We start from the raw sequence: 23,408 nt of genomic DNA, 5'->3' as shown, positions 1-23,408 counted from the left end.
GTGAGCATATTTTCATGTCACAAAGCACCGAAGGCGCAACAGGATTTTATTCAATTCACGCTAATCGACTTGAAGATTTACGTGATTTGGTGCTTAAAATCTGCAGTACCGATCCTCTACCGCCGCTGCATAACGAGATGTGTTTGGTGCAAAGTAACGGCATTGCACAGTGGCTAAAACTCGGGCTGGCGCAGTCGCCTGAAAATGGCGGCTTAGGAATTGCTGCAGGGTTTAATTTTTCGTTGCCCTCTACGTTTATATGGCGGGCTTATCGAGCGATACTTTCTACCGATGCGGTGCCCGAGCAATCGTCGCTCGACCAAGATGTGTTGATATGGCGTCTGTATCGTTTACTAGAAACCATTGTGCACGAAGATATTTTTGCGCCGCTGCATAAATTTTTACAAGGCGATAGCCCAGAGATTCGCCGTTTTCAGCTTGCCCAGCGCATCGCGCTCTTATTTGACCAATATCAAGTGTACCGCGCCGACTGGCTGGCGGCTTGGGAAGCCAATAACGATGTGATGTTTAAACAAGGTGCGAGTGTGCCCGTGCCGGAACAATACTTATGGCAGGCTCATCTATGGCGAGTATTAGTGAAAGACGCCGGAGAGGCGCAATCTGTTAGCAGCCGAGCGAATGTGCATGAGCGCTTTATGCAGCGAGCTAAGGCCTTAGACAAACCCGTTAATCCGCATTTACTGCCCAAGCGCATTATCGTATTTGGCATATCAGCCATGCCTCAGCAAATATTAGAGGCGCTGCAGGCGGTGAGTAAATTCACGCGAGTGATATTTTGTGTGGCAAATCCCTGCCAATATTATTGGGGTGACATAGTCAGTCAGCGCGACATTATCTTAAGTAGTAAAAAGGCACAAAAACGACAGCGAGCTCGTCAAGATGAGCGCGCGCAGCTTGCAGCCCTTGATATCGAAGACCTCCATCAGCAGGCCAATCCACTTCTTGCCAGCTTAGGCAAACAAGGGCGAGATTACATTCGCCTGCTTGAAGAGTGCGACGGCACTTATGCAGACGAAGCGGCACATGAGCATCTAGCAAATGACAGAATCAATGTGTTTACCCCTTATGCTCATGCAAATGAGCAAGGTTATGTGAGTGTCCTTAATCAAATTCAAAACGATATTTTTGACCTAACGCCTATCGACGAGCTTATTGCTGCAAAGCGAGTGCTTAAGCCAAGGCAAGACAATTCGCTTGTGTTTCATCAGGTGCATAGTGCTCAGCGTGAGGTCGAGGTTTTGCACGATCAATTGCTTGATGCATTTAATAAAGATCCCTCGTTGCAACCAAGTGATGTGCTGGTGATGACGCCCGATATTAATAAATATGCTCCGCATATTAATGCGGTATTTGCGCTTTATGACAAAAACGACACACGCCACATTCCCTTTACCATTTCAGACCAAGGCTTGCGCGACCAAGACCCGAATGTTATTGCGCTAGAGCATTTGCTCTCGCTCGATAAAAGCCGCTTTACCTATACCGAAATCTTATCGTTATTAGAGCTGCCGGCCATACGAGAGAAGTTTGCTCTGTCGGTTTCTGAGCTTGATGTTATTAAACGCTGGAGCCAAGGCACCAATATTCGTTGGGGATTAGATGCCCAGCATCGCAATCAATTTGTGAGCACAAAAGGTTTGCATTTAAGCACTTGGCAGGCAGGCTTACGCTCCATGTTATTAGGGTATGCAATGCCTGCTTCAGAGCAATGGGCGGGCGAGGTGGCCTATGCAGATGTCGGCGGTTTAGAGGTAAAGGTGATTGGCCCGCTAATTGAATTTATCGACGCTTTGCGTAACTTTAAATGCATTTTAGATACCACGCATACAGCCGCGCAGTGGCAGGGGCATATTCAGAATATGCTCGATGCGTTTTTTTCCGATACAGAAATAAGCACCTTGGCCATAAAATCGGAACTTGCTAAACAATGCGAAAAGCTTGTAGACAACCTCGCCCAAGCTAATGCAAGTGATGAGCAACTGCCGATATCTACCATTAAAGACTTGCTGCTTAATGGTCTTGATAGCGCAAGCTCTAATCACCGTTTCTTAATGGGTAGCGTCAACTTTGCCACGCTCATGCCAATGCGCGCAATCCCTTTTAAGCGCTTGTATATTTTGGGCATGAACGACGGCGACTTTCCGCGGCACAATAAGCCCATTGATTTTGATTTAATGGCTTCAGACTATCGCCCGGGCGACCGTTCTATGCGAGAAGACGATCGTTATCTTTTTCTAGAAGCCCTGCTCGCTGCCAGAGAGTCTTTGTACATTTCTTGGGTGGGGCGCAGTATTAAAGATGACGCCCAGCGCCCGCCCTCGCTATTGGTCTCGCAATTGATGGACTATGTGAATAAATTTTGGCACTTGCCAGAGTCAACGTCTGCCGACGAGCAAAGCGAAATTGATGCCCTGCGCGATAAGGTCAGCCCCAGTGACACCCTCACCAGCGCGCATCCTCTACAAGCCTTCAGCGAGAAGTATTTTACCGCGCCCAATTGTGCCACAGCATCAGCCACCTTGGCCGCTTATCAAGCCCCTGAACTTTTTACCTATGCGCGAGAATGGCGAGAAGCGCTGATAGATAAGCAACAAGACAGTGATACGAGTACTCAGGTAAGTTCGCCGCAGGCTAGTGTAGACATGGCGCCCGGCGATATTACGATAGATTTTATAGCGCCTGAGGGTGCGCTGGCTTTAGATGTGCTGTCGCGTTTTTTGAAAAAGCCCGTAGAGACGTTTTTTAAACAAGCCTTGATGATAAATTTTGATAGCGCAAAAAGCACCGACTTTGACCGAGAAGTTTTCACGCTTAACAATCTAGATAATTACTCTGTGGTGAGCGACGTTATCGACCGCGCAATATTGCCCGCACGTGGTCATAATGAATTGGCTAGCAACATAGAACATGCCTTAGAGCGAATGCAAGCGATGGGAGCGTTTGGCCTAGCGTCTACCGCACAAGCGACCAGCTATGGTTTTGCGCAGCAGATGCAGTCCCTAGGAAGGCGATATGTAAATGCTCAGGTAGGCATGCAGCGCCTCCCATACGATATGCTCAATGTACAATTACCGATTGAAATAAGCGATGAGATATTGATAAACGTCGAAGGTAGCTTTGGCGACTTTTGGCAAAATGATGCAGGTGAGCGCGTGCGTTTGCTGGTGTGTAAAAGCGACACTTTAGGCAGCAAAAGTGAGGCGATGGAGCTGGTCCAAAGCAAGCAAGACGATGACGTAAATGATAGTCAAAACAAGCCAAAGCCAATACTTAAACTGCGCTATGAAAATTTACTTAAGCTATGGATAGAGCACCTAGCGGGGCATGCAGTTGGTGAAGATGAAGAGCGCGTGGCTTTTACTACGATGGCGCTTGCCAAAGACCAAGACTGCTGCTTTGTGTTTAAGCCGCTTAGTCACCGTGATGCGCTGGCGCATTTACACGAAGTGTTACACATTTGGTATCAGGGAATGCAGCGTCCTTTGCGTTATGAAGGACGCGCTGGCGCCGAATGGGCGGGTGAGATTGCCATGGCGCCAGACCTCGATGAGCAAGCCCGCCTGACGCTTAAGCAAAATATTAATTCGAGGTTAGCCAATCGACTGTCGATGGATGAAGGATATTATCGTAGGGCCTTTGGAGACGAAATAGATATTAGCGTCAGCCTTGAATTTGAGCACTTAGCTGAGCGTATATACTTGCCCTTAATCCAAGCGGTGGAGATTATTTGTCATGACTAACATTATCTCTTTTCCGTCTGGCGCACAGCCGAAACGCAATGCTAGTGGCGCTGAAGGCGCAAACAAAACTCAAGAAGATGCTACGTTAGTAAGTGGTAACAAACAAGAAAAACTCCATATAACAAGTGCTCTGCCCCTAGAGCCTCTGCATTTTCCCCTTCATGAAAGTGCCCTCATTGAGGCAAGCGCGGGTACAGGCAAAACCTTTACTATTGCATTTTTATACGTGCGTTTGGTCTTAGGTCATGGCCAGCCAGCAAAAAGCTTGCTTGCTGAGGGCTTACTTCCAAAAGATATATTGGTTGTGACATTTACCGAAGCTGCTACTAAAGAGCTAATTGACCGCATTCGCGCCAATTTAGCCCTTGCAGTAGAGGTGTTCTCAGATAATCCCCAAATCAAACCCTATCAAGACATTGGCTTGCTTGACGCGCTCAAACAAAGCTATGCGCCGCATGAGCACTCAGCTTGTCGTAAAAAGCTCATTGATGCTTTGGAGCTAATGGATGAGGCGGCAATTTCGACCATACATTCATGGTGTAACCGCATGCTGAGTGAGCATGCATTTGATAGCGGTAGCTTATTTGAATTAGCGCTTGAAACCGACCAGCAGCCCATTATTAAACAAGCATGTGAAGACTATTGGCGCACCTACGTGTATCCGCTTAGCGCTAAGCGTTTACAGTTATTCAGTAAATGCTTTAGCTCGCCAGATGCTCTGCAGCGCAAGTTATCGAGTAGCTTATCGCAGGCTCATTTAATTGAAAAACCCGATAGCCTATTTCCGATTGTTGAACAGATTGACCAGCTTACCAAGGCCACAAAAAATCCTGACTGGCAGCAAAATATCGACAGCGCAAAAAGCGCTTTAATGCGGTGCGGCCTTAAAGGTATTAAGCCCATTGAAAATGCTCTAGAAGACCTAGCGGCTTGGCTTGGGAGCGAACAAAGCGTCCCGAAAAAGCTTAATAGCCTTACCGGTTATAAGCATCTTACTGCTGAGGGCTTTGCCGCATTTTTTGGCCCGTCGCATACCCCTTTTGCTGTGTGCGAATTGGTAGAGCAACTGCACACGCTAAAAGCCTTAGGAAAAGAAAACACGGTAACTAAGCGTGAGATGATCATATCGCAGCATGCATGTGTGCATATTGCGCAAAGCGTATTAAAAGAGCAGGCTTTGGCGGCCCAGCTCAGCTTTGACGATTTGTTGGTAAAGCTTAATCAAGCGCTGGAAACCTCTGATGCTGCGATGCCTGAGACGGGGCGTAACGAGAGCTTAATTAGTATAATAGCAAAGCAATTCCCGGTTGCGTTGATTGATGAATTCCAAGATACCGACCCTGTGCAGTTTGGTATTTTTGAAAAGATTTATTTGGATAGCCCAGCACCGCTTTCGCAGCAATCAGCAGAGCCTTCAAGTCTGCAACAAAGCGATTACACCAGTCTCATTATGATTGGTGACCCCAAGCAGGCGATATATAGCTTCAGAGGCGGCGACATATATACTTATTTAATGGCGAGTCAGCGGGTGGGGGCCAATAAATATACGCTTGGCACTAACTACCGCTCTACCCACAACATGGTAGGCGCGGTAAATCACTTGTTTGCCCGCGCTGAAAATTTGCCTGAAAAAGCATTTCAGTTTAGTGCTCATGGGCAAAGCTTGATCCCCTTTAATGCGGTAAAAGCGAACGGCCTAAAAGATAGGTTCGTGATGAGTAATTATGAGCCTCACAGCTTGACCATTTGGCATGAGAGTGAAACCTATTCCACAGTAGCACAATGGCGAGAGCGCATGGCGGGCGCCTGTGCAGCGCAAATTACTGATATTTTGCTGCAAGCGCAGCGCGGTGAGGCCTACTTTGAGGCTCATGCGTTGGGAGAGAGACGAGCCGTTGTGCCGAGCGATATCGCCATTCTGGTTAACAAAAAGTCAGAAGCCGATGAAATTAGAAAAGCGCTGTTAGCGAAAAACATTAATTCTGTGTATTTGTCGACTCGCGGCAGCGTGCTATCTGCTCCTGAAGCTAAAGATATTTTGCTGTGGCTGCGTGCCATTGCAAACCCAATGCATATTCCCTCATTGCGAAATGCTGTGGCGACCATTACCTTGGGTAGTTCGTTAAAGGAGCTGCAAAATGCCATGACTGACGAACTGTATCTAGATAGTCTTATTGTGCAGTTTCAAGTTTATAAAGAAATTTGGGCGAGCCAAGGCGTGTTACCCATGTTGCGTCGATTCATGCTTGATTACGGTGTTAAAAGCAGACTCTTTAAAAGCGCCAACGGAGAGCGAGCGCTCACTGACATTCTGCACATTGGTGAGTTGCTCCAGCAAGCAAGTGAAAAAATCGACGGCATGGCGAATCTGATTTCGTATTATGAAGCCTTAGTGAGCAGTGAAAAAAAGGACGAAATTGAGTTTAATATGCCGCGCTTAGAAAGCGATAACGACCTTATTAAAGTGGTTACCGTGCATAAATCTAAGGGATTGCAGTATCCGCTGGTTTTCTTGCCCTTTGCCACGCAGCCGGCGACCTTAATGCAGGGTACAAGCTTTATCACCTATCATGATGACGAAGGTCAGTTATCAGGCTCGTTTGATGTAAAACGCTATAAGCCGCACAAACTCAAAGAATTGCAAAAGGAAGAAATTCGAAAGCTTTATGTGGCGCTAACGCGGGCTAAATATGCCACATGGGTAGGGGCATCGCATTGCAAAGGATGGCACGAAAGCGGCTTAGCGTATTTAACCGGGGTTCAGAATCAAGAAGACGATTTTGCTCAGCATTTAATTGCCTTAGCTAAGGGCCTTGGCTCACAAAACACAAAAAGCACAGGTACTAGTGAGTCAAATAATGCTACAACAAATGAAGAGGTCAGCAAGCCCGCAAGTGAGCAACGTGAAGCTGTGCCGGCAACGCAGAGCATTGTTATAGAACCCTTCCCTGAGGGCGATACGCGTGTCTATACACCAAACGCAGGCAAGAACTTAAGTGATGCGCGCCATGCAGTGCGCAGCATAGAGCAATTTTGGCGTTCGTACAGCTATTCAAGCATTCGTTATGTCGAAAGCGAATTTGAAACTGATGCAGATGGCGATAGCGTACGCGCATCTAGCGCCACCAGTGCGTATATTGATGAAAGAGCGCTCAATCTGTTAACAGAAGAGCAGGCCGGAGCAGGCGAGCCCGTTCAGCCTAGCGCTAGCGTAGCCAGAGTAGATAATAATGTTGGCTCAATAGATGACAGTAGTTTGGCAGAACATGAAGAAACCGAAGCTTATACACTTCACAACTTTTACCGCGGTGCCAAACCGGGCACTTTTTTGCACGATATTTTGGAATGGGCGGGCAAAAAAGGCTTTGCTGATATTGCCAATCAACCAGAGCTATTAGAGCAGCGAATTGTGTCACAGGCAGAAAAGGCAGGCTGGGGACACTACAGCGACGTGCTGTGCCAGTGGATGAATACTTTATTAAGCAAGCCTTTTCCGATTGCGCGAGGGACAGTGAATAAGCATGTCTCTCTTGCCGAGCTGAGCTTATGTATTCCGGAAATGGAGTTTTGGTTTAGTACCGAGCAAGCAAGCCTTGCCGCGATAGACCGCGCTGTGATAAGCAATACTTTTAATGGTGCAAACAGGCCCTCGGCAAAGCCTGAAATGATGACAGGCATTTTAAAAGGCTTTATTGATTTGACCTTTGAACATGAGGGGCAATACTTTGTGCTCGATTATAAATCCAATTATTTAGGTGAAACCGACGAGGCCTACACCCAAGCAAATATCGAAAACGCCATTTTGCATCATCGTTACGACTTGCAGTTTGTTATTTATTTGGTTGCTCTGCATCGTTTGCTCAAGCAGCGAATAGCTGATTATAGTTACGAGCGCCACGTTGGCGGATGCGTTTACTATTTCTTGCGCGGCGTTAAGGCCTCAAGCCAAGGGGTTTTTACGACTAAACCGCCACTTTCGTTAATTGAGCATGTAGATGCGCTATTTGCAGGCGAACATAATCATCCATTTGATTTGACGGGGGCAGAGCAATGAGTCAGTTCGAATTAGACCTAACAGCCTCGCCTTTAGGCTCAGCCTCAGAGTGTTTGCAGCTTTTAACATCATGGCGCCGGGTTGATGCAATCCGCCCCTTAGATCTTGCCTTTGCCTCGCAATTAGCGCAAATGTGCGAGGCCGCAAAGCTTCGTATTGAGCCAATCACGGTGTTGTTGTCGGCTATTGCGTCGCAACATCTCAGTGACGGCCATGTATGTATTGATTTGCGCAAAATGTTTGAGCGTCCTGAGCGCTTTATTAATATTGCGCCTGCATCCAGCCAACACCTAGTTGCCGAACAAGCGCCAATTAATTTGCGCCAGCTCCTTGCAAGCACAAGTTTATCGCAGTGCCTTAAGTCGCTAGAAAGCTGCTGTGCGGTAAGCACCTCGGCACAAAATATGGCGCCTTTGGCACTTAAAGGCACGCGTTTATATTTATCTCGCTATTATCATTACGAACTCAAAATTGCCCAAGGTATAAGAGCGCGCTTGCCAACACCAAGCGATATCAACGCGTTTTCGCACGATTGTGCCGGCGCACTAAAGCAGGCCATAGATGTGCTTTTTGAACAAAAAGACCGCCTATATGCAGCGTCTCAAATGCACGCCTGCGCCCTTGCCGCAAGAAGTCGTTTTGCCATTATTACTGGCGGGCCGGGCACCGGTAAAACCACTACCGTAGTGAAATTGCTGGCGGCTTTGCAGTCGATTGCAGGTAGCGTGACTGCCAGCGATGGGGCTGGTAAAAAGCTCAACATTGCTTTGGCTGCGCCAACGGGTAAAGCAGCGGCTAGGCTAAATCAGTCTATTAGTTCGTCGGTAAAGCGCTTACCGCTGGCGCAGTTACCAGGGCATGTCGGTGTTAACGACATTCCGCAAAAGGTAAGCACGCTGCATCGTATTTTGGGTAGCCGAGGTGCAAGCCAGGGGTTTACGTACAACAAACATAATCCCCTCGCCATAGACGTACTGGTGATAGATGAAGCCAGTATGGTTGATGTAAGTATGATGGCTGCGGTCATTGAGGCTTTAAAACCTGATGCGCGCTTGATTTTATTAGGTGACAAAGACCAGCTCGCCTCAGTAGATGCGGGTGCAGTACTTGGCCAGCTCGCCGAGGGCGCTCACTTAAATAATTACAGTAAAGACACGTCTAATTATTTAGAGGCTATGACCGGTGTACCTGCTCTGGTTCAGTCTGATGCTCAGGCACCTAATGATCAGGCGTCTAAGGTCTCAACAAATAAAACCTTGGCGCAGAACGTTGCGATGTTAAACCACAGCTTTCGTTTTGATGCCAATAGCGGTATTGGTCAGCTTGCAAAAATGGTCAATCGGGGCGCGCTCGACTCCCGCTTATTAGATGACTTGAACAACAAGCGTCTTGCTGATGCCCTTTCCTTGCAAAGCGACTTTTCAAAAGAAGATGGTGCCGGCATTCAGGCATTTGTTGACCATATTAAGGATGGTAGCCCCCGTATGTTTGCGAATGAGGGAAAGGGGCGGATGCAAAACAATCAACATATAGAACCGCCCGTTGGTTATGGCGCTTATCTATCGCTTTTAGACGCAGCGCAATCAGAGTTACGCCCTGATTCAAGTGATGAGCAGTGGGATGCCCTGGCTCAAAAAGTACTGGACTGTTTTCAGCGTTTTCAGGTTTTAAGTGCGATGCGAAATGGTCCTTACGGCGTAGAAGCGCTCAATATTATGATGCAAAAAGCCTTGATCCCCGCTGCTAAACTAGCCGCCCAAGGCTCGTTTTATGAAGGCCGACCATTATTGGTCACCCGCAATGACTACAATCTCGGGCTAACCAATGGTGATGTGGGCATGGTGATTTGGCGTTATGTTACCAATAAGCAAGGTAAGTCGGAGCGTGTAGCGCGAGTCGCTTTTGAGAGTGAGCAAGATGATGGCAAAATTAGGTGGTTCTCTCCTAGCCGCCTGCTAGAGGTTGAAACCGTCTTTGCTATGACCGTACATAAATCTCAAGGGTCAGAGTTTGAGCATGCATGTTTTGTATTGCCAGAGCGCGTTAATCCGGTAGTGAGTAAAGAGCTAGTGTACACCGCAATCACGCGTGCAAAATATTGGATAAGCATCGTCTCACCAAATGACAGGATTTTTAAAGACGCGATAAAAAACCCGATAAACAGAGAATCTGGCTTAGAAATAGATGATTAATTGTGGCGTGAGTAACTCGACATAAGCATTAGCGCAAAGATAGCCACAACCACAAAGGTAAACGCGTGCGTGGGCTTAAAGCTACTGACGGGTGGCTTAATCAAACGTAGGTATGATGTTTTTAAGCGTTGCTATATCCTCGTCTGATACGCCAAACTGCTTAAAGTAATGCTCCCAAGTTGAACAGAGCTCTTTCACGGTATCAATAATATCTAGGGCATCAGAGCGTTCAAGTGTAAAGCGCATAGACTGACTCACTAAGTTGTCTAAACTACCGTCGCGTGCATAGTCACCGATACCTATCGCGTGCTGCCTAGAAGCATTAATGGGCAAAACGTCATAAGCCGGTGCGAGAAACCATTCTTGAAGCGCAAAATCATACAGCAGACCGTGATTGCGTGCATGGTCGTCGGTATTGCCCATCAATACATTGAAAATCATACGCTTATATAAATCTAAAGCGTCTGGTGGATTACCGCCATGCTCCAAAACGAATTCTGCAAGATAGGCATAACAATATTGCGTCTGCAAAGATTTATTGTTCACTTTGCCAAGATTAAACAAGGAGTTGGCGCTTAAAAAATGGCTGCTGGGCACACCGTTCTTTACATCAAAGCGCTCAACTAAAAGCGCATCGCCTTGCTCAAAGCTCACCGTTGCCGTTGTTGCAACGCGGCAATCTAGCTCTCGGAGCATGTTCATTGTGGCGTGCTCTACCTTCACATGATTAAAGGCATCATCCGGCTTGTTGAATTTAACGATGTAGCCGCTTTGCTCATCTTGTAGCAAGGTTTTTGGTCTGGCCCCACCCATGCTCGCGCCAAGTTTAAAGGTGTTTACCGCAGCCTTGGGTATTTTTCTATTTTTTAAGAGTCGGTCTTTGGCGTCTAAAAACAAGGGTATATCAGCAAATGTTTGTTCGCTATATGTAGGCGCAGGGGAGATGTGTGAATGACTAAAAGCGAGCGCGCCCACCCCAGTTCCCGCGCTGTTAATTAAAACGGCCAGTTTGCTCTCGGGCTTGGTTTTTTCCAGCGAGCGCAGCACCTTGCTGCCCCATGACTCGGGACCTGCATCAGTAAACACACCAAACAAACCATCTTTGGCGTTGCAGGTAAACACTTCTCGTTTTAACGGCAGATTGAGCGGGTCTAGTGGAAAAGCATCATCACGGCTAAGATAACTTTTGCCATACCTAAATTCTCCATGTTTGCCGCTTTCATCTACTTTTATGGCACCGCAAACAACAGGCTTTTCGTCAAGACCATGAATAAATACAAAGGCTTTTGCGCTCATAGCGATACCCTATTTGAAGGTGCGATTAATATGCCCGCAATATAGAGGGTTAAGCAAAATAGGTCAATCAAGCGCTGACATAGGCTAGCAAACGAACAAAAAACGCTCAGCGTATGCCAGCGCATAAGCATGTAAATAAAAAGCATGCTTCAATTAGTACTACTTTTAGCCTGATCTTTAGCTTGACCTTTGGCTTCTTGCTCATTGCGTTCAAGCAACTGACGATCTGGCGTAAAATACTGCGTTCTATCGGCGGCGTTTTCGCCCCTTAGCCATTTGTTAGGAAATTCCGCAGCCTTTGCACCGACTTTATTTCTGAGCACTGCACCGCTATTATACTTTTCTGTGTAAGGCACAGTGTGATTGCCGTCATTGTCGGCTAAAAGCTCAAATAGCTTCTCGCGCATCTCGACTTTAGTGCGCAAAAGGGCAGGTTCTTCTATCAGGTTATTCATTTCTTTGGGGTCGTTTTGAATATCGTAAAGCTCTTCTGTATCCCACACGCCATGATATTGAATGAGCTTATATTTATCGGTTCTAAGTGCAAAAGTAGTGGGCGTATGCGGGTAGTTAAATTCCCAATAATATTCATATAAAAACGAATCGCGCCACTGCGCTGCGCGTTTGCCACTTATGCTCTCAAACCGACTGTTAATAAGCGGCAATAGGCTGTCGCCCTCAAACTGTGATGGTGACTTAGCGCCCGCAATGTCTAAAATGGTGGGCGCAATATCAATACCCAAGGCCGTTTTTTCTATGCTTTGCGAAGGTTTTACCATAGACGGAGACCACAATAATAATGGCACTCGGATAGATTCTTCGTAAGCATTTCGTTTATCAATAAGGCCATGCTCGCCGAATAGAAACCCGTTGTCTCCCATCAAAAATACGCTGGTATTGTGTTTGAGCTGATTGTCTTCTAAATACTGCATTATTCTTCCAATGCTGTCGTCTACCGCGGCAATGGCTCGATAGTATTGGCGCTTATATTCAGCTACGTTTAGGGTGCTGTGGTAAGGAAAGTCAACGCCGTGCCAACTGTTGCGCTGGTTTTTCACCCACATAGGTTTACCCACATAATTCTCCGGCGTGTTGGCCATAGAATCAGGCAGTGCGATGTCGACGTTGGCATATATATTTTCATGACGTGGTGCCGGAGCAAAATCGGCATGTACCGCTTTATGCGATAAGTACAAAAAGAAGGGCTTTTTATTCGCGCCAGAAGCCTTTTGCTGCTCGTTAAGCCAATTTAACGAATAGTCGGTTAGCTCATCGGTTATATAAGCTTTTTGTTCAACGCGTTTTCCGTTGATATTAAAGCTGTTTGTTTTACCCGTAGCATCTTTTACTGGGAAGTAATTGCCTTGCCCCGGGAAACTCAGCCAGTAGTCAAACCCAGGCTGCGGGTCGTCGGTGTAATGGCTATTGCCGCCAGTGCCGCCCATATGCCACTTGCCAACAAACGCGGTTTGATAGCCTGCTTGTTGTAAGTATTCAGGGAAAAAACGAGAAGAAGCTTTAGCAGACGAATTATTGTCTACCACGCCGTGGTTGTGCATGTATTGTCCGGTAAGAATCGAGGCTCGACTAGGTGAGCATAACGAGGTTGTAACGAAGGCGTTTTTAAAATGTACGCCCTCACTGGCCAGCTTGTCGATATTAGGAGTTTGAATCTCTGGGTTCATAAACCCGAGTTGGTCATAGCGCTGATCGTCGGTCAGAATAAAAATAACGTTTTGTTGTGTAGTGTGGGCCTTATCTTGCTCAGAGGCGGCGGCCTGCAGATGTGCACAACCGCCGATTAACAAGCAGAGTCCCAAAGCGCCAGAAGAAGCAAAACGGCGGGCACTTCCTGCATGCAATTGCGCACGAGTGGAGCGAGAAAAGGAAGAGATTATCGAAGGCAGCATCAAAAACCTTAGCATTGAGCGTATTGTTAACACATTGTAAACATCAATGTACATAAAAGCACGACCCTTCTCATTTGATAAATATGGTTTAGCACTTACGCAAATTACTGCGCAAGCGTGATTACCAAAAAGCACAGCTCAAGCTCTGTTATTTGTTGTTTTCTGCCTTGTTTAACTGCGAGTAAGTGTTTCTTTTTGTATTGCCAAAGTACATGGCAAATTACATTCCAAATTTCATGGGAAAAACATGGCAAAAACAATATTGCTCAAAAAAACTGTAATTGTTGTTTAAACGACCGATAACCTTATAAGACTTTGTGTGAAAACCTTACTCACCAACACAAATTTGTTTAAGCGAGTGGCTACTTAGCTTCTTGAGAATGGGTTGATTATGAAAATAAAGACAAAAATGCTAATTGGCGGGGGGATGCTGGCTGCGCTGCCCTTGTTAATTGGAAGTCTGTTTATTGGTTTAGGTGCAACAGATGTAGGCAGGGTATCTTTGCAAGAGGATGCAAAGCAAAACCTGATTGCTATTCGCGACATCACTGCATCACAAATTGAAAATTACATTCAAGATATAGAATTCCAAGCGCAGACGCTCTCCGACAATTTGATGGTGATTGAAGCTACCCAAGCATTTACCCGTGCATTTAACAATTATGGTAACGAGAGCGCTTATGGTAAGGGCGCAATAGACGAGGACAAAATAGACAAGAGCCTAAGCCATTTTTATCGCAACGAGTTTGGTCAAAAATTCGACCGATTGAACCCGAACGCAAAGCTCAACATAGATGCACTTTCAACGGGTCTGAGCAAAACTGAACGGCTCTTACAATTTGACTATATCAGCAACAATGCCAACGCACTGGGTGAAAAGCAAAAACTAAGTTCTGCCAAAAATGGGAGTACCTATTCTGAGTTTCACGAAAAGTATCATCCGTTTTTTAGCGTTTTTATTGAACGATTCGGCTTCTATGACTTGTTTTTAGTCGACCCTAACACGGGGCACATTGTTTATTCTGTGTTTAAAGAACTCGATTATGCGACCTCTTTAAAAGATGGTCCATATGCGCAATCTGGCATCGCGCAGGCTTTTGAGCTGTCATTAAAGGCAACAGACAAAGATTTTACGGGGATCACTGACTTTGCCCCCTACATACCCTCATACAATGCCCCAGCCTCATTCATTAGCAGTCCTATATTTGAAAACGGGGAGTTGGTCGGTATCTTAATTTTGCAAATGCCGATTGATAAAATCAACGAAGTGATGACTTACAACGGCAATTGGGAAGAGACAGGCTTAGGCGAATCTGGTGAGACGTATTTAGTGGGTGAAGACTTTACTATGCGCAGTAATGGCCGGTTCTTGCTTGAAGATAAAGACAATTATTTACAACTGATGCGTAGTATTGGTCTGAACGATTCTTTAGTCTCTGCCCTTGGCAATCAAGAAACAACCATAGGGCTACAGCCGGTTAAAACTAAAGGAACGCAGGCAGCCATTGGCGGACAAACAGGTTTTGATATCTTCCCCGATTATAGGGGGATTGAGGTATTGTCGGCTTATAAACCGCTGAATATTAAAGGCTTAAGCTGGGTAATTATGAGTGAAATAGACTCTGCCGAAGCCTTTGCGCCTGTAAAAGCGCTCAGTGCCAACGTTTTTCAAACCGCAATAATTGTCGTCTGCATCGCATTGGTGTTCGGTATTTTTGCGGCTTTAATGCTCACCAGAGCTTTGGTTAAACCTTTAAGCTCACTTCAAGCAACCATTGAAGATATGGTTCAGGGTGAGGGTGATCTCACGGTTCGAATTGACACGATTGGCAATAATGAAGTCACCGAAGTGTCTTCTTGGTTTAACAAGTTTATTGCGCAAATCGATACTATACTCTCAGATTTGATTTCATCGGCGATGCGCTTGATTCCGATGTCTCAAGAGTTAGCCGATGGCAATGAGCTCATTATTAAAGCCGCAAATGCTCAAAACCGCCAGATTTCAGTGATGAGAGACCGGCTATATCGAGCAAGTGAATCCTCTGACAAAGTAAAAGAAGAGTCTGATCAAATCTTTGACGACAGTAAAATAGGTGCAAAAGGTGTGGTCGACGGTTTAGCGGCGTTTTCCGAAACGGAAGAAGAAGTAGGCCAATTGGACGTTATTATTACTGAAACATCTGACTCAATTGACTCGCTCAAAGGTGAAAGTGACAACATTGTAAGAGTGATTGACGTTATCAGCGAGATTGCCGACCAAACCAATCTATTAGCGTTAAATGCCGCTATTGAGGCGGCAAGGGCCGGAGAAGCTGGCAGAGGCTTTGCCGTGGTGGCTGATGAGGTGAGGGCACTTGCCTCGCGCACGCGAGAGTCGACACTGGAAGTTTCATCGATGATTGAAGCCATTCAATCAAAAACAGATTTAGTGGTAGAAACGATGGGGCGTGGCCGACAGTCAACAACACAGTGTTACGACAAAATTAAGACCGCCAAAACTAAGCTCCAAAGCATCGATTCAACCATGAAAACAATTAACGACCGAGTAGAGTCTATTACCTTTACTGTGAAAGAGCAGCGAGAAAACTTTGATGCAGTAGCGGCAGATTTTGACGGACTTGACGAATGTTTTTATAACTCACAACAAGCCAGTGCGATTGCCGTTCAGATTGGTGAAGATATGAGTAAAATGAGCCTTAAGCTTTATGAAATGGTAGAAAAGTTTAAGTTAAGTGACGCAAATTGGTCTACGCAAAAACGCAAGGGGACACGTATCGATGAAGCCTTGGTTGCAGCTAAGCAGCGCTCGTATTCACAAGAAGAAAGCGTAGACGATATGCTGTTTTAACCGACCCTTATGGTTAAAACAATCCGTGCACAGCTAAGGATGTAAAGCTAAAGACGTAGCGCTAAACGCAGGGTAGTAAATGTGTTTAGCTTTTTTTCATTCTTAAGGCTTTTGCCGCGAGGCCCTCTTTATACTTTTGTAATGGGTTGGAAGCGCTTTGTTGATCATCAAAATGCAGAGGCTCCTGCAAAAACGGAATGACCTTATCGCCCGGTAATGATGAAGAGGGTGTTAACAGTACAGAAAAAATGAAAAAATGAAAAAAGTATTATTTTGCGTATACATAATTTTGCTATTCGCGCTATCAGTCGACAGCCTTTAATATAAATCAGTGCGAGCAATAGATGAAAATTACTGCCTATATTTTAGGACTATTAGACGCGTATGCTTATGACGCTGCTTAACTAAAACAAAATAAATGTACTTAAGGTATGTTTGCCAAGTGCTGTTTTTTTGTTGATCACGTGTGTTTTACTATTTGTCGCAGGTGTCGGTGTAGCAAGAGTGATCAGCATCTATGGCGGTTCGTCGGTGTTGTTTTTATTGATGTCGGTTAGTAACAAAGAACAAGAGGAAGCCACATTAGAACTAGCGCTAGGAAGATCAAAACGAACCTTTAAAGAGAAACAAATAAGTCAGTATTCAGATATGATGTTTTCATGGACTCTCGGCGTAATACTCACTGTTGATATTTTATTTCACCCTTACAACGCAGTACTCGGCGTTATACTAATTTGCTTAAACGCGTTCGGCGTTTTAGTCACCATTGAAAGCAAAAGTGATATCAAATTCAAAGGCACTGTTTTGGAAAAGCCAATATTTAGAATCGTCATTCTTGTTGGCGGTATTTTGATGGTTTCGGTTGCTTTGTTGAATGTTTTTGTTGGAGATTGGGTTTGGCCTTACCCTTTCATTTTTTAAAAAACCAAGGTGTAAGATTCGAGTTTATTGCGGGCTCAGTTGGATATCACGCCGACCCGGTGCATTAATCGATATATTGGGCTTAGTGGTCGACTTCCCCGAGCGATATATTTATGTGCGAAATATGGCTCACTCAACACCTGAACCATGAAACTATATCCACTATTCTATGCACAAGGTATACTGCCAATATAATTGAAAACCGATCGGGATGACGATAATGAACGTGGCCAAATCCGAAGTGCAGCATATACTAAATAGTATGCCTGATGAATGCGATATCGAAGACTTACACTACAGACTTTATGTGCTTAGTAAAATCAAACGTGGTCAAGAAGCGGTTAAAAATAGTGACACTTTCACACAAGACGAGGTGAGAGACAGAATCGCAAAAAAATGGCAGAAATAATCGGCAAACTGCATTGGTCTCAAGAGGCGTTTGACGACTTAGATGCGATTACTGACTTCATCTTAAAAAATCCCCTCAGTACGCTGAAATTATAGGCGATGCGCTGATTGATGCGGCTGAACACGCCTTTAACCATCCACATCATGGCCGCATGGTGCCCGAGCTACAAAACTCTACTATCCGTGAAAAAATCGTATACAGCTATCGCTTGATTTATGAGCTCACTGAGTATGAAAACGGACATGATGTTAGCATCATTACTATCGCAAACGGAACTCAACTACTCGTCCCTATATTAGAGGAACGTAATCGTTCATAAACCTATTACAAAGCAGGTCATGATGAGTAGTGGTTTAATGCCATTGCCAGAAAAGTATAATGCGAATATCAATATTCAAATGCTAATGATAAATCATTAAAACTTTGTAGGCCCAAATGGAAGGGTACGTGTTAATCTTTAAATCTAACCGTTGATTGACGCTCTCTGTTGACGTGTAATTGGGTTACGTCAGGTCGTGAATAATGTCCAACGGGATCAAAGTTTTGCCGCTCTTCAAGTACCTTTTTATGGTCAAGCTCTGTTGTGAATACTCCTTCAACACCAATCTGAGGCTCTAGCACCCAAGTGCCGTCAGGTGCTGACACACAAGATGCGCCACTTGCGAGGGTGTCTTTTGCGTTATCGAGTATTTCTTCGAGCATGGGTGTGTTGTTTGGGAAATCTTGTTTTCTCATCAAGCCCGACACCGATATTACGTAACTACGGCTTTCTTTTGCAATAAAACGTGTGATGTCGTGAGTGTTGTGTTCACCCCCCGGCCAGCTTGCCACATGCAAGTCTTCGCCTTGGGCATACAAAGAAGCTCGCGCAAGCGGCATCCAGTTTTCCCAGCAGTTTAATGAGCCTAGGGTAAAGTCTTGCAGAGGAAAAGTGCGCAGCCCGTGCCCATCTCCCGGTCCCCATGCGAGCCTTTCTTCGTAAGTTGGCATAAGTTTGCGGTGTACGTTTAATATTGAGCCTGAGCAATCTATGGTTACTAGCGAGCAATAAATAGTGTGCCCTCCGCGGTCGCTGGCGCGCTCAGCTATGCCTAACACTACCGAAATATTGCGCTGTGCAGCCAATTCACATATGCCCTGAAGGTCGCCTCGCTCTATATTAATTGCCTGAGTTAAATAATGCGCTTGCATCTGTTTTTGTTTGGGCGAATTAAACTGCGCCCCGCCGGTGAGCTCTAGCCAAAAGGGATAGCCCGGTAATAAACACTCACCAAAGGTAACTAGCTGAGCGCCTTTATCTGCGGCTTCGCTTATTGCTTGCATGACTTTTTGTGTGCTCGCGGCTCTGTCTAACCAAACTGGCGCAATCTGCGCTAGCGCTACTGTGATGATGTTCGATGGCATATTTTGCGTTTCCTGTTAACCCGAATTTCTATAGTATTTTTCGCTAAGCATTAACGCAAGATAAAAAAGGGGGCTGTTACGCCCCCCTTTGTCTACCTGTTTAAGATACGCTATTTAAAGCGTCTTACTCGTAGCTGTAGTTCATTGTTACGCCGCTATATGTGGCGTAAGCGCGTATACCAATCTTCCAAGCGCCGGCTTGCGGGTTATTGATGGTACAAACTTCGGTGTTGCCAGTTCTGTAAGGACGGCAATCGTAGCGATTAGTTTGCGGGTCTGAGCCATAGCGAAGATATAGGTCAGCGTCTCCGCGTCCGCCTGATATTCTGATGGTTAACGTTGAAACACCAGCAGGAATGGTCCATGAGTAACGCTTCCAGTTATTGGTGCTATCTGAAAGGTTGCTTAGCTGACCGCTTACCGGCGTAACGCCGCCACCGCCGCCGCCTGAGTTACCGTCGCAGCCATTAGTTGCTAGAAAATCGTAAGCATCTCGCGCTTGCACAATACCGTGGCCGTAACTGGTATCTTTACCCGCACTACCTTTATCTTTTGCGGTTACGTTTAATGCGTTTCTGATTTGTTCATTGCTGCACTGACGGAAAAAGCTCCATACCAAGGCCGCAGCTCCTGCAACGTGCGGTGTAGCCATAGAGGTACCGCTAATGCTTCGGTAGGTGTTAACCGGCCATGTTGATGAGACTGCGCTGCCAGGACCCGCAATTTCAACAGCGTTGTTGAACTGGGAGTAAGACGCTCGGCGTTCGCTGGAGTCAACCGCCGCAACCGATATAACCGCTGGGTAGGAGGCAGGATAAGACAAGCCAGATGTGCCATCATTACCCGCTGCTGCAACAAGCATCATGCCGTCATCAACAAAACCTTGCATTGCATTTCGTTCAGCTGTTGAAGACGAACCGCCGCCCAAACTCATGTTAACCACATTTGAGCCTGCACTTTGACACTGGCTGATTGCATCGATGATGTCAGAGGCAAAGGTCCAGCTACCGCTGTCGTTGAAGATTTTAACAATGTGCATATTTACGCCCGGATATACGCCAACCACACCTTCGTTGTTTGCAATTGCGCCAATGGTGCCAGCTACATGGGTGCCGTGCCCATTACCATCGTTCCACCAGTTTCCTACCTGATTGTTATTTGCCTGACCTGTTACGCCATCGTTTTGATCGGGAAGATCAGGATGGCCAAGGTTGTAACCTGTATCAATAACGCACACTTTACGACGGCCCGGGTCGTTCTGATTCAACTGCGTGGCCTGAACCATTGAAATACCGTATGGGGTAGTTTCAGCTTGAAGTTCTCGTCGTGGGTCAAGAGAAATATAATCGACCGTTGGATTTTGAGATAGTTTGTATGCGGCTTTTTTGTCCATCTTCACAACAACCATGTTGTGCTTAGGCATAGTGCGAACCTTTTGGGCTCCTGCACGGCTTAAAATACCTGCAGCTACATCTTCTTGCAGTAATCCGTTTACTACAGCCTGTTGAACAGCTGGGCCGATGCCGCCAGAGCGGTTAGTGGTAGGCGCGCTTTCTTTCGTCTCTTTAAAAACCACCATATAGCGTTCGGTGCTTGCCGCATTGCGAACAAGATTCTTAAGGTCTTTACCGCTAATAGGGCTAGTTTTACCTACTGTGGCTACTTCTTCTTGCTGGAGTGCTTTATCTAAAGCGGAGGTCACTTCTGAAGGGCTTTGCGTTGCTGCTGCAACATTAAATGCCAAAGCCGACAGCGCAAATACGCCGAACGAAGAGAAACGTTTTTGGGTATGCAACATGATATGTTCCTAGTTGATTATTTAGTTGAATGTCGATGCGCTTTTAATTGTTAGAATTTTGCGCCAACTCACGCTAAACCCAGTTTGTATTTTTCGCAATAGAAGTAAGTGTTTGTTATGACTCGAAAAACTGTGCGATTCTCGTAGCCATTTGCAGACAGCGAGATGAAGTGTCAAATTAATATGTATAAAAACAATGTGTTAACAAATCTAAACAGTGTAATCAAAAATTTACACTTATTTTGAGAGCGCGAGGAAGACATTTGCGACATAGATGATCTAAATGAAAAATTTTACTACGAATTTGAGAATGTCTATTTCAGAAAATAATGGGATAAATTTTTTCAAATCACCCACGACTTTTTTTGTGGATTTCAATAGGTAGAGAATAAGAAGAGCGCTTTTTATACCTTATTGATAAAGAATAAAGTACACCGTTTTCTGCTAGCCGAGCAACCGCGCTGCAAGAAGTGTTTGGTTTATCTGAGACAATTCTTTGAAAATACCGTTCGAAAATTTATTAAAGGTGTTCATAGCAAACCATGCCCACGAAAAATTTATATACCGCCGCGTATTATTTTCACAATTGTTTTTCGTTGGATTATCTATCAAAATTTAAGTTACTGATTGTATTGGTTTTTACATCTGGAATGGCCTTTGCTTATTTCGAAGTAAGCTAGAACGAAACTAGTGAGATAACAACAAAGGAGAATTTAATGAGTAATCAAACGCAAGATGTAACTAAAATCGCTGATACAATTAAAGTCCTTCAAGGTGGTATCGATTTTTATCAGAAAGCCATTGGTGAGGTAGATTCATCAAATGTGCAGCACATGTTTCGTCGCATGATTAAAGGTAAGGAAGAAGCGATTGAATCGCTACAACCTTTTGCCATTAAAGAACAGGGTGAGCGTGAGACCGATTCGGATTGGATGGTCAGCACACGTAAAATTTACACTCAACTGATTGGTAAAATGAGTTCAGATGAGGACCATACCTATATCAAGCAACTGGAAGAGGTCGAGGATAGAGTATTAGAAGTACTCGACGAAGCCCTCAAGCACGACCAGCCAGAGTCATGCCTAATCGCTTTGCGCACCATTAGAGCAAAAGCGCAGCAAATGCATGACGAGATGAAGGCCCTACAAGAGGCAACAGCGTAAGCATTCATCTTTTATTGATCAGCACAATCTAAGTTGAAATTATATTTAGATGAATGATATGAGAAAGCCGGCTTTTTGCCGGCTTTTTTGTGTTTATCGATAAGAGTAGGGTCTAACTCATGCCATACAATGCTTTGTCATGTCATGTCATGTCATGTCATGTCAGGTCGTGTCAGAGCGCCGTTTCTCAAAGAGGATTCAGGTTAGTTAGGATGTGCATCACTATTTTCACGTTTTAGGGAGCAACACATTGCGCTTGAATCTGCCTTTAGTAGAGTGATGTTGTGCCGCTCCAAAAGGATCGCAATAGGCACAATTAATCCATAAAACGGAGACACCATGAAACCAGAAACTATTGCCTTACACGCCGGCTATCAAAGTGACCCAACAACGAAAGCCGCCACCGTGCCAATCTATCAGACCACCTCATTCACCTTTGATGATACTCAACACGGGGCCGACCTATTTAATTTGGCCGTGCCAGGCAATATTTATAGCCGCATCATGAATCCAACTAACGCTGTATTGGAGCAACGCATAACTGAACTAGAAGGCGGTGTGGGAGCTCTCGCCGTAGCCTCAGGAATGGCTGCTATTCGTTACGCAATTGAGGCGATTGCTGAGGTGGGCAGTAATATCGTTAGTACCAGTCAGCTTTACGGCGGTACTTACAATTTATTTGCCCATACCTTCCCGCGCCAAGGCATTGAAACCCGCTTTGCCAAATCAGACGATTACGACAAGGTTGCCGCCCTAATTGACGAAAACACTCGCGCCTTGTTTTGTGAGTCTATCGGCAATCCAGCGGGCAATGTTGTTGATATTGAGCGCTGGGCAAACATCGCCCATGATGCTGGCGTGCCTCTCATTGTAGATAATACGGTTGCCACCCCAGTGCTCTGTAGAGTCTTTGACCATGGCGCAGACATCGTGATTCATTCGCTTACAAAGTATATTGGCGGTCATGGCACAACCATTGGCGGCATTATTGTTGATTCAGGAAAGTTCGATTGGGCGGCTCATCCAGACAGATTTAAAATGATGACCACACCAGACCCTAGTTATCATGGTGTGGTATATACTGAAGCCCTCGGGCCGGCTGCTTATATTGGACGTTGCAGAGTTGTACCTTTGCGTAATACAGGTGCCGCGCTTTCAGCCAACAGCGCATTTCAAATTATGCAAGGACTCGAGACGCTATCGCTAAGAATGGAGCGCCATTGCGAGAACGCAGAAAAAGTAGCCGAGTATCTGCAAAATCATGAGGCTGTTGAGTGGGTCAATTATGCAGCTCTGCCTACAAGCCCTTACTTTGAAACATGCAAAAAAATCTGCAAGGGAAAAGCAGCGGGCATTATAAGCTTTGGGATCAAAGGTGGTATCGATGCTGGTGCTAAATTTATCGATGCGCTTGCCTTAATATTACGACTGGTCAACATTGGAGATGCAAAGTCTCTTGCTTGCCATCCTGCAAGTACCACCCACCGCCAACTTAATCCTGACGAGCTCAACAATGCAGGTGTGTCGGAAGAAATGGTGCGAATATCAGTGGGTATTGAACATATCGACGATATTCTCGCCGATATTGAACAAGCGCTGGCTGCCAGCCAAGTGTAATTACACGTGAAAGATTGAAAAAGGGCGCACTGAGC

Annotated in this window: 12 protein-coding genes and 1 pseudogene; 9 read left to right on the top strand and 4 right to left on the bottom strand. The window is 45.5% G+C overall.

Annotation, left to right across the window (positions count from 1 at the left end):
• Window positions 1–14: 14 nt before the first annotated feature.
• From recC to recD, 3 genes are read left to right on the top strand one after another with little or no spacing between them, the layout of a single operon-like run.
• On the top strand, window positions 15–3,761 hold the full coding sequence (gene recC / locus ACFO4O_RS10865) for an exodeoxyribonuclease V subunit gamma (RefSeq protein ID WP_382408414.1): 3,747 nt from the start codon (window positions 15–17) through the stop codon (window positions 3,759–3,761).
• Window positions 3,754–7,815, top strand: a complete 4,062-nt coding sequence (gene recB, locus ACFO4O_RS10860; protein WP_382408412.1) for an exodeoxyribonuclease V subunit beta — start codon at window positions 3,754–3,756, stop codon at window positions 7,813–7,815. Before recC ends, recB begins: the two co-directional genes overlap by 8 nt.
• Window positions 7,812–10,007, top strand: a complete 2,196-nt coding sequence (recD, locus tag ACFO4O_RS10855; protein WP_382408410.1) for an exodeoxyribonuclease V subunit alpha — start codon at window positions 7,812–7,814, stop codon at window positions 10,005–10,007. Before recB ends, recD begins: the two co-directional genes overlap by 4 nt.
• Before the next feature lie 96 nt (window positions 10,008–10,103).
• Here recD and ACFO4O_RS10850 read toward each other — a convergent pair whose 3' ends face one another.
• A complete protein-coding gene (locus tag ACFO4O_RS10850) occupies window positions 10,104–11,303 on the bottom strand; it encodes a type II toxin-antitoxin system HipA family toxin (protein WP_382408408.1) in 1,200 nt (399 codons plus the stop codon).
• A gap of 149 nt (window positions 11,304–11,452) precedes the next feature.
• The gene (locus tag ACFO4O_RS10845) at window positions 11,453–13,213 is read right to left on the bottom strand and encodes a sulfatase family protein (protein ID WP_382408406.1); all 1,761 of its coding nucleotides are present in this window, start codon (window positions 13,211–13,213) and stop codon (window positions 11,453–11,455) included.
• A 391-nt stretch (window positions 13,214–13,604) separates the two neighbouring features.
• Between ACFO4O_RS10845 and ACFO4O_RS10840 the strand changes: the two genes are divergently transcribed.
• From ACFO4O_RS10840 to ACFO4O_RS10825, 4 genes and pseudogenes are all read left to right on the top strand, one after another.
• A complete protein-coding gene (locus tag ACFO4O_RS10840) occupies window positions 13,605–16,061 on the top strand; it encodes a methyl-accepting chemotaxis protein (RefSeq protein ID WP_382408404.1) in 2,457 nt (818 codons plus the stop codon).
• A 504-nt stretch (window positions 16,062–16,565) separates the two neighbouring features.
• Complete coding sequence (locus tag ACFO4O_RS10835; RefSeq protein WP_382408402.1) at window positions 16,566–16,982, top strand: hypothetical protein; 417 nt, start codon at window positions 16,566–16,568, stop codon at window positions 16,980–16,982.
• Window positions 16,983–17,202: 220 nt separating this feature from the next.
• The gene (locus tag ACFO4O_RS10830; protein WP_382408400.1) at window positions 17,203–17,391 is read left to right on the top strand and encodes a hypothetical protein; all 189 of its coding nucleotides are present in this window, start codon (window positions 17,203–17,205) and stop codon (window positions 17,389–17,391) included.
• A gap of 79 nt (window positions 17,392–17,470) precedes the next feature.
• Window positions 17,471–17,710: pseudogene (locus tag ACFO4O_RS10825) on the top strand (type II toxin-antitoxin system RelE/ParE family toxin); the annotation flags it as partial.
• Window positions 17,711–17,841: 131 nt separating this feature from the next.
• On the opposite strand, the gene ACFO4O_RS10820 reads toward ACFO4O_RS10825, so the two are convergent.
• Both ACFO4O_RS10820 and ACFO4O_RS10815 read right to left on the bottom strand, forming a co-directional pair.
• Complete coding sequence (locus ACFO4O_RS10820; RefSeq protein ID WP_382408398.1) at window positions 17,842–18,795, bottom strand: carbon-nitrogen hydrolase family protein; 954 nt, start codon at window positions 18,793–18,795, stop codon at window positions 17,842–17,844.
• Between the two features lie 124 nt (window positions 18,796–18,919).
• Window positions 18,920–20,593 (bottom strand): S8 family serine peptidase, encoded by a 1,674-nt coding sequence (locus ACFO4O_RS10815; RefSeq protein WP_382408396.1) that lies wholly within the window; start codon window positions 20,591–20,593, stop codon window positions 18,920–18,922.
• Window positions 20,594–21,309: 716 nt separating this feature from the next.
• Between ACFO4O_RS10815 and ACFO4O_RS10810 the strand changes: the two genes are divergently transcribed.
• A complete protein-coding gene (locus tag ACFO4O_RS10810) occupies window positions 21,310–21,756 on the top strand; it encodes a PA2169 family four-helix-bundle protein (RefSeq protein ID WP_382408394.1) in 447 nt (148 codons plus the stop codon).
• A gap of 339 nt (window positions 21,757–22,095) precedes the next feature.
• On the top strand, window positions 22,096–23,373 hold the full coding sequence (locus tag ACFO4O_RS10805; protein WP_382408392.1) for an O-acetylhomoserine aminocarboxypropyltransferase/cysteine synthase family protein: 1,278 nt from the start codon (window positions 22,096–22,098) through the stop codon (window positions 23,371–23,373).
• Window positions 23,374–23,408: the final 35 nt, after the last annotated feature.

The organism is Glaciecola siphonariae, assembly GCF_042652645.1.
Lineage (GTDB): Bacteria > Pseudomonadota > Gammaproteobacteria > Enterobacterales > Alteromonadaceae > Glaciecola > Glaciecola siphonariae.
Note: the sequence above shows the minus strand (reverse complement) of the source record. Positions and strands in the feature narration are given on the sequence as shown.

Bases quoted from the DNA above. Each gene is read 5' to 3' on its own strand.
- recB (WP_382408412.1), top strand. From the start codon at position 3,754: ATGACTAACATTATCTCTTTTCCGTCTGGCGCACAGCCGAAACGCAAT.
- ACFO4O_RS10820 (WP_382408398.1), bottom strand. From the start codon at position 18,795: ATGCCATCGAACATCATCACAGTAGCGCTAGCGCAGATTGCGCCAGTT.
- recC (WP_382408414.1), top strand. From the start codon at position 15: ATGTCACAAAGCACCGAAGGCGCAACAGGATTTTATTCAATTCACGCT.
- ACFO4O_RS10845 (WP_382408406.1), bottom strand. From the start codon at position 13,213: ATGCTGCCTTCGATAATCTCTTCCTTTTCTCGCTCCACTCGTGCGCAA.
- ACFO4O_RS10850 (WP_382408408.1), bottom strand. From the start codon at position 11,303: ATGAGCGCAAAAGCCTTTGTATTTATTCATGGTCTTGACGAAAAGCCT.
- ACFO4O_RS10840 (WP_382408404.1), top strand. From the start codon at position 13,605: ATGAAAATAAAGACAAAAATGCTAATTGGCGGGGGGATGCTGGCTGCG.
- ACFO4O_RS10805 (WP_382408392.1), top strand. From the start codon at position 22,096: ATGAAACCAGAAACTATTGCCTTACACGCCGGCTATCAAAGTGACCCA.
- ACFO4O_RS10810 (WP_382408394.1), top strand. From the start codon at position 21,310: ATGAGTAATCAAACGCAAGATGTAACTAAAATCGCTGATACAATTAAA.
- recD (WP_382408410.1), top strand. From the start codon at position 7,812: ATGAGTCAGTTCGAATTAGACCTAACAGCCTCGCCTTTAGGCTCAGCC.
- ACFO4O_RS10830 (WP_382408400.1), top strand. From the start codon at position 17,203: ATGAACGTGGCCAAATCCGAAGTGCAGCATATACTAAATAGTATGCCT.
- ACFO4O_RS10815 (WP_382408396.1), bottom strand. From the start codon at position 20,593: ATGTTGCATACCCAAAAACGTTTCTCTTCGTTCGGCGTATTTGCGCTG.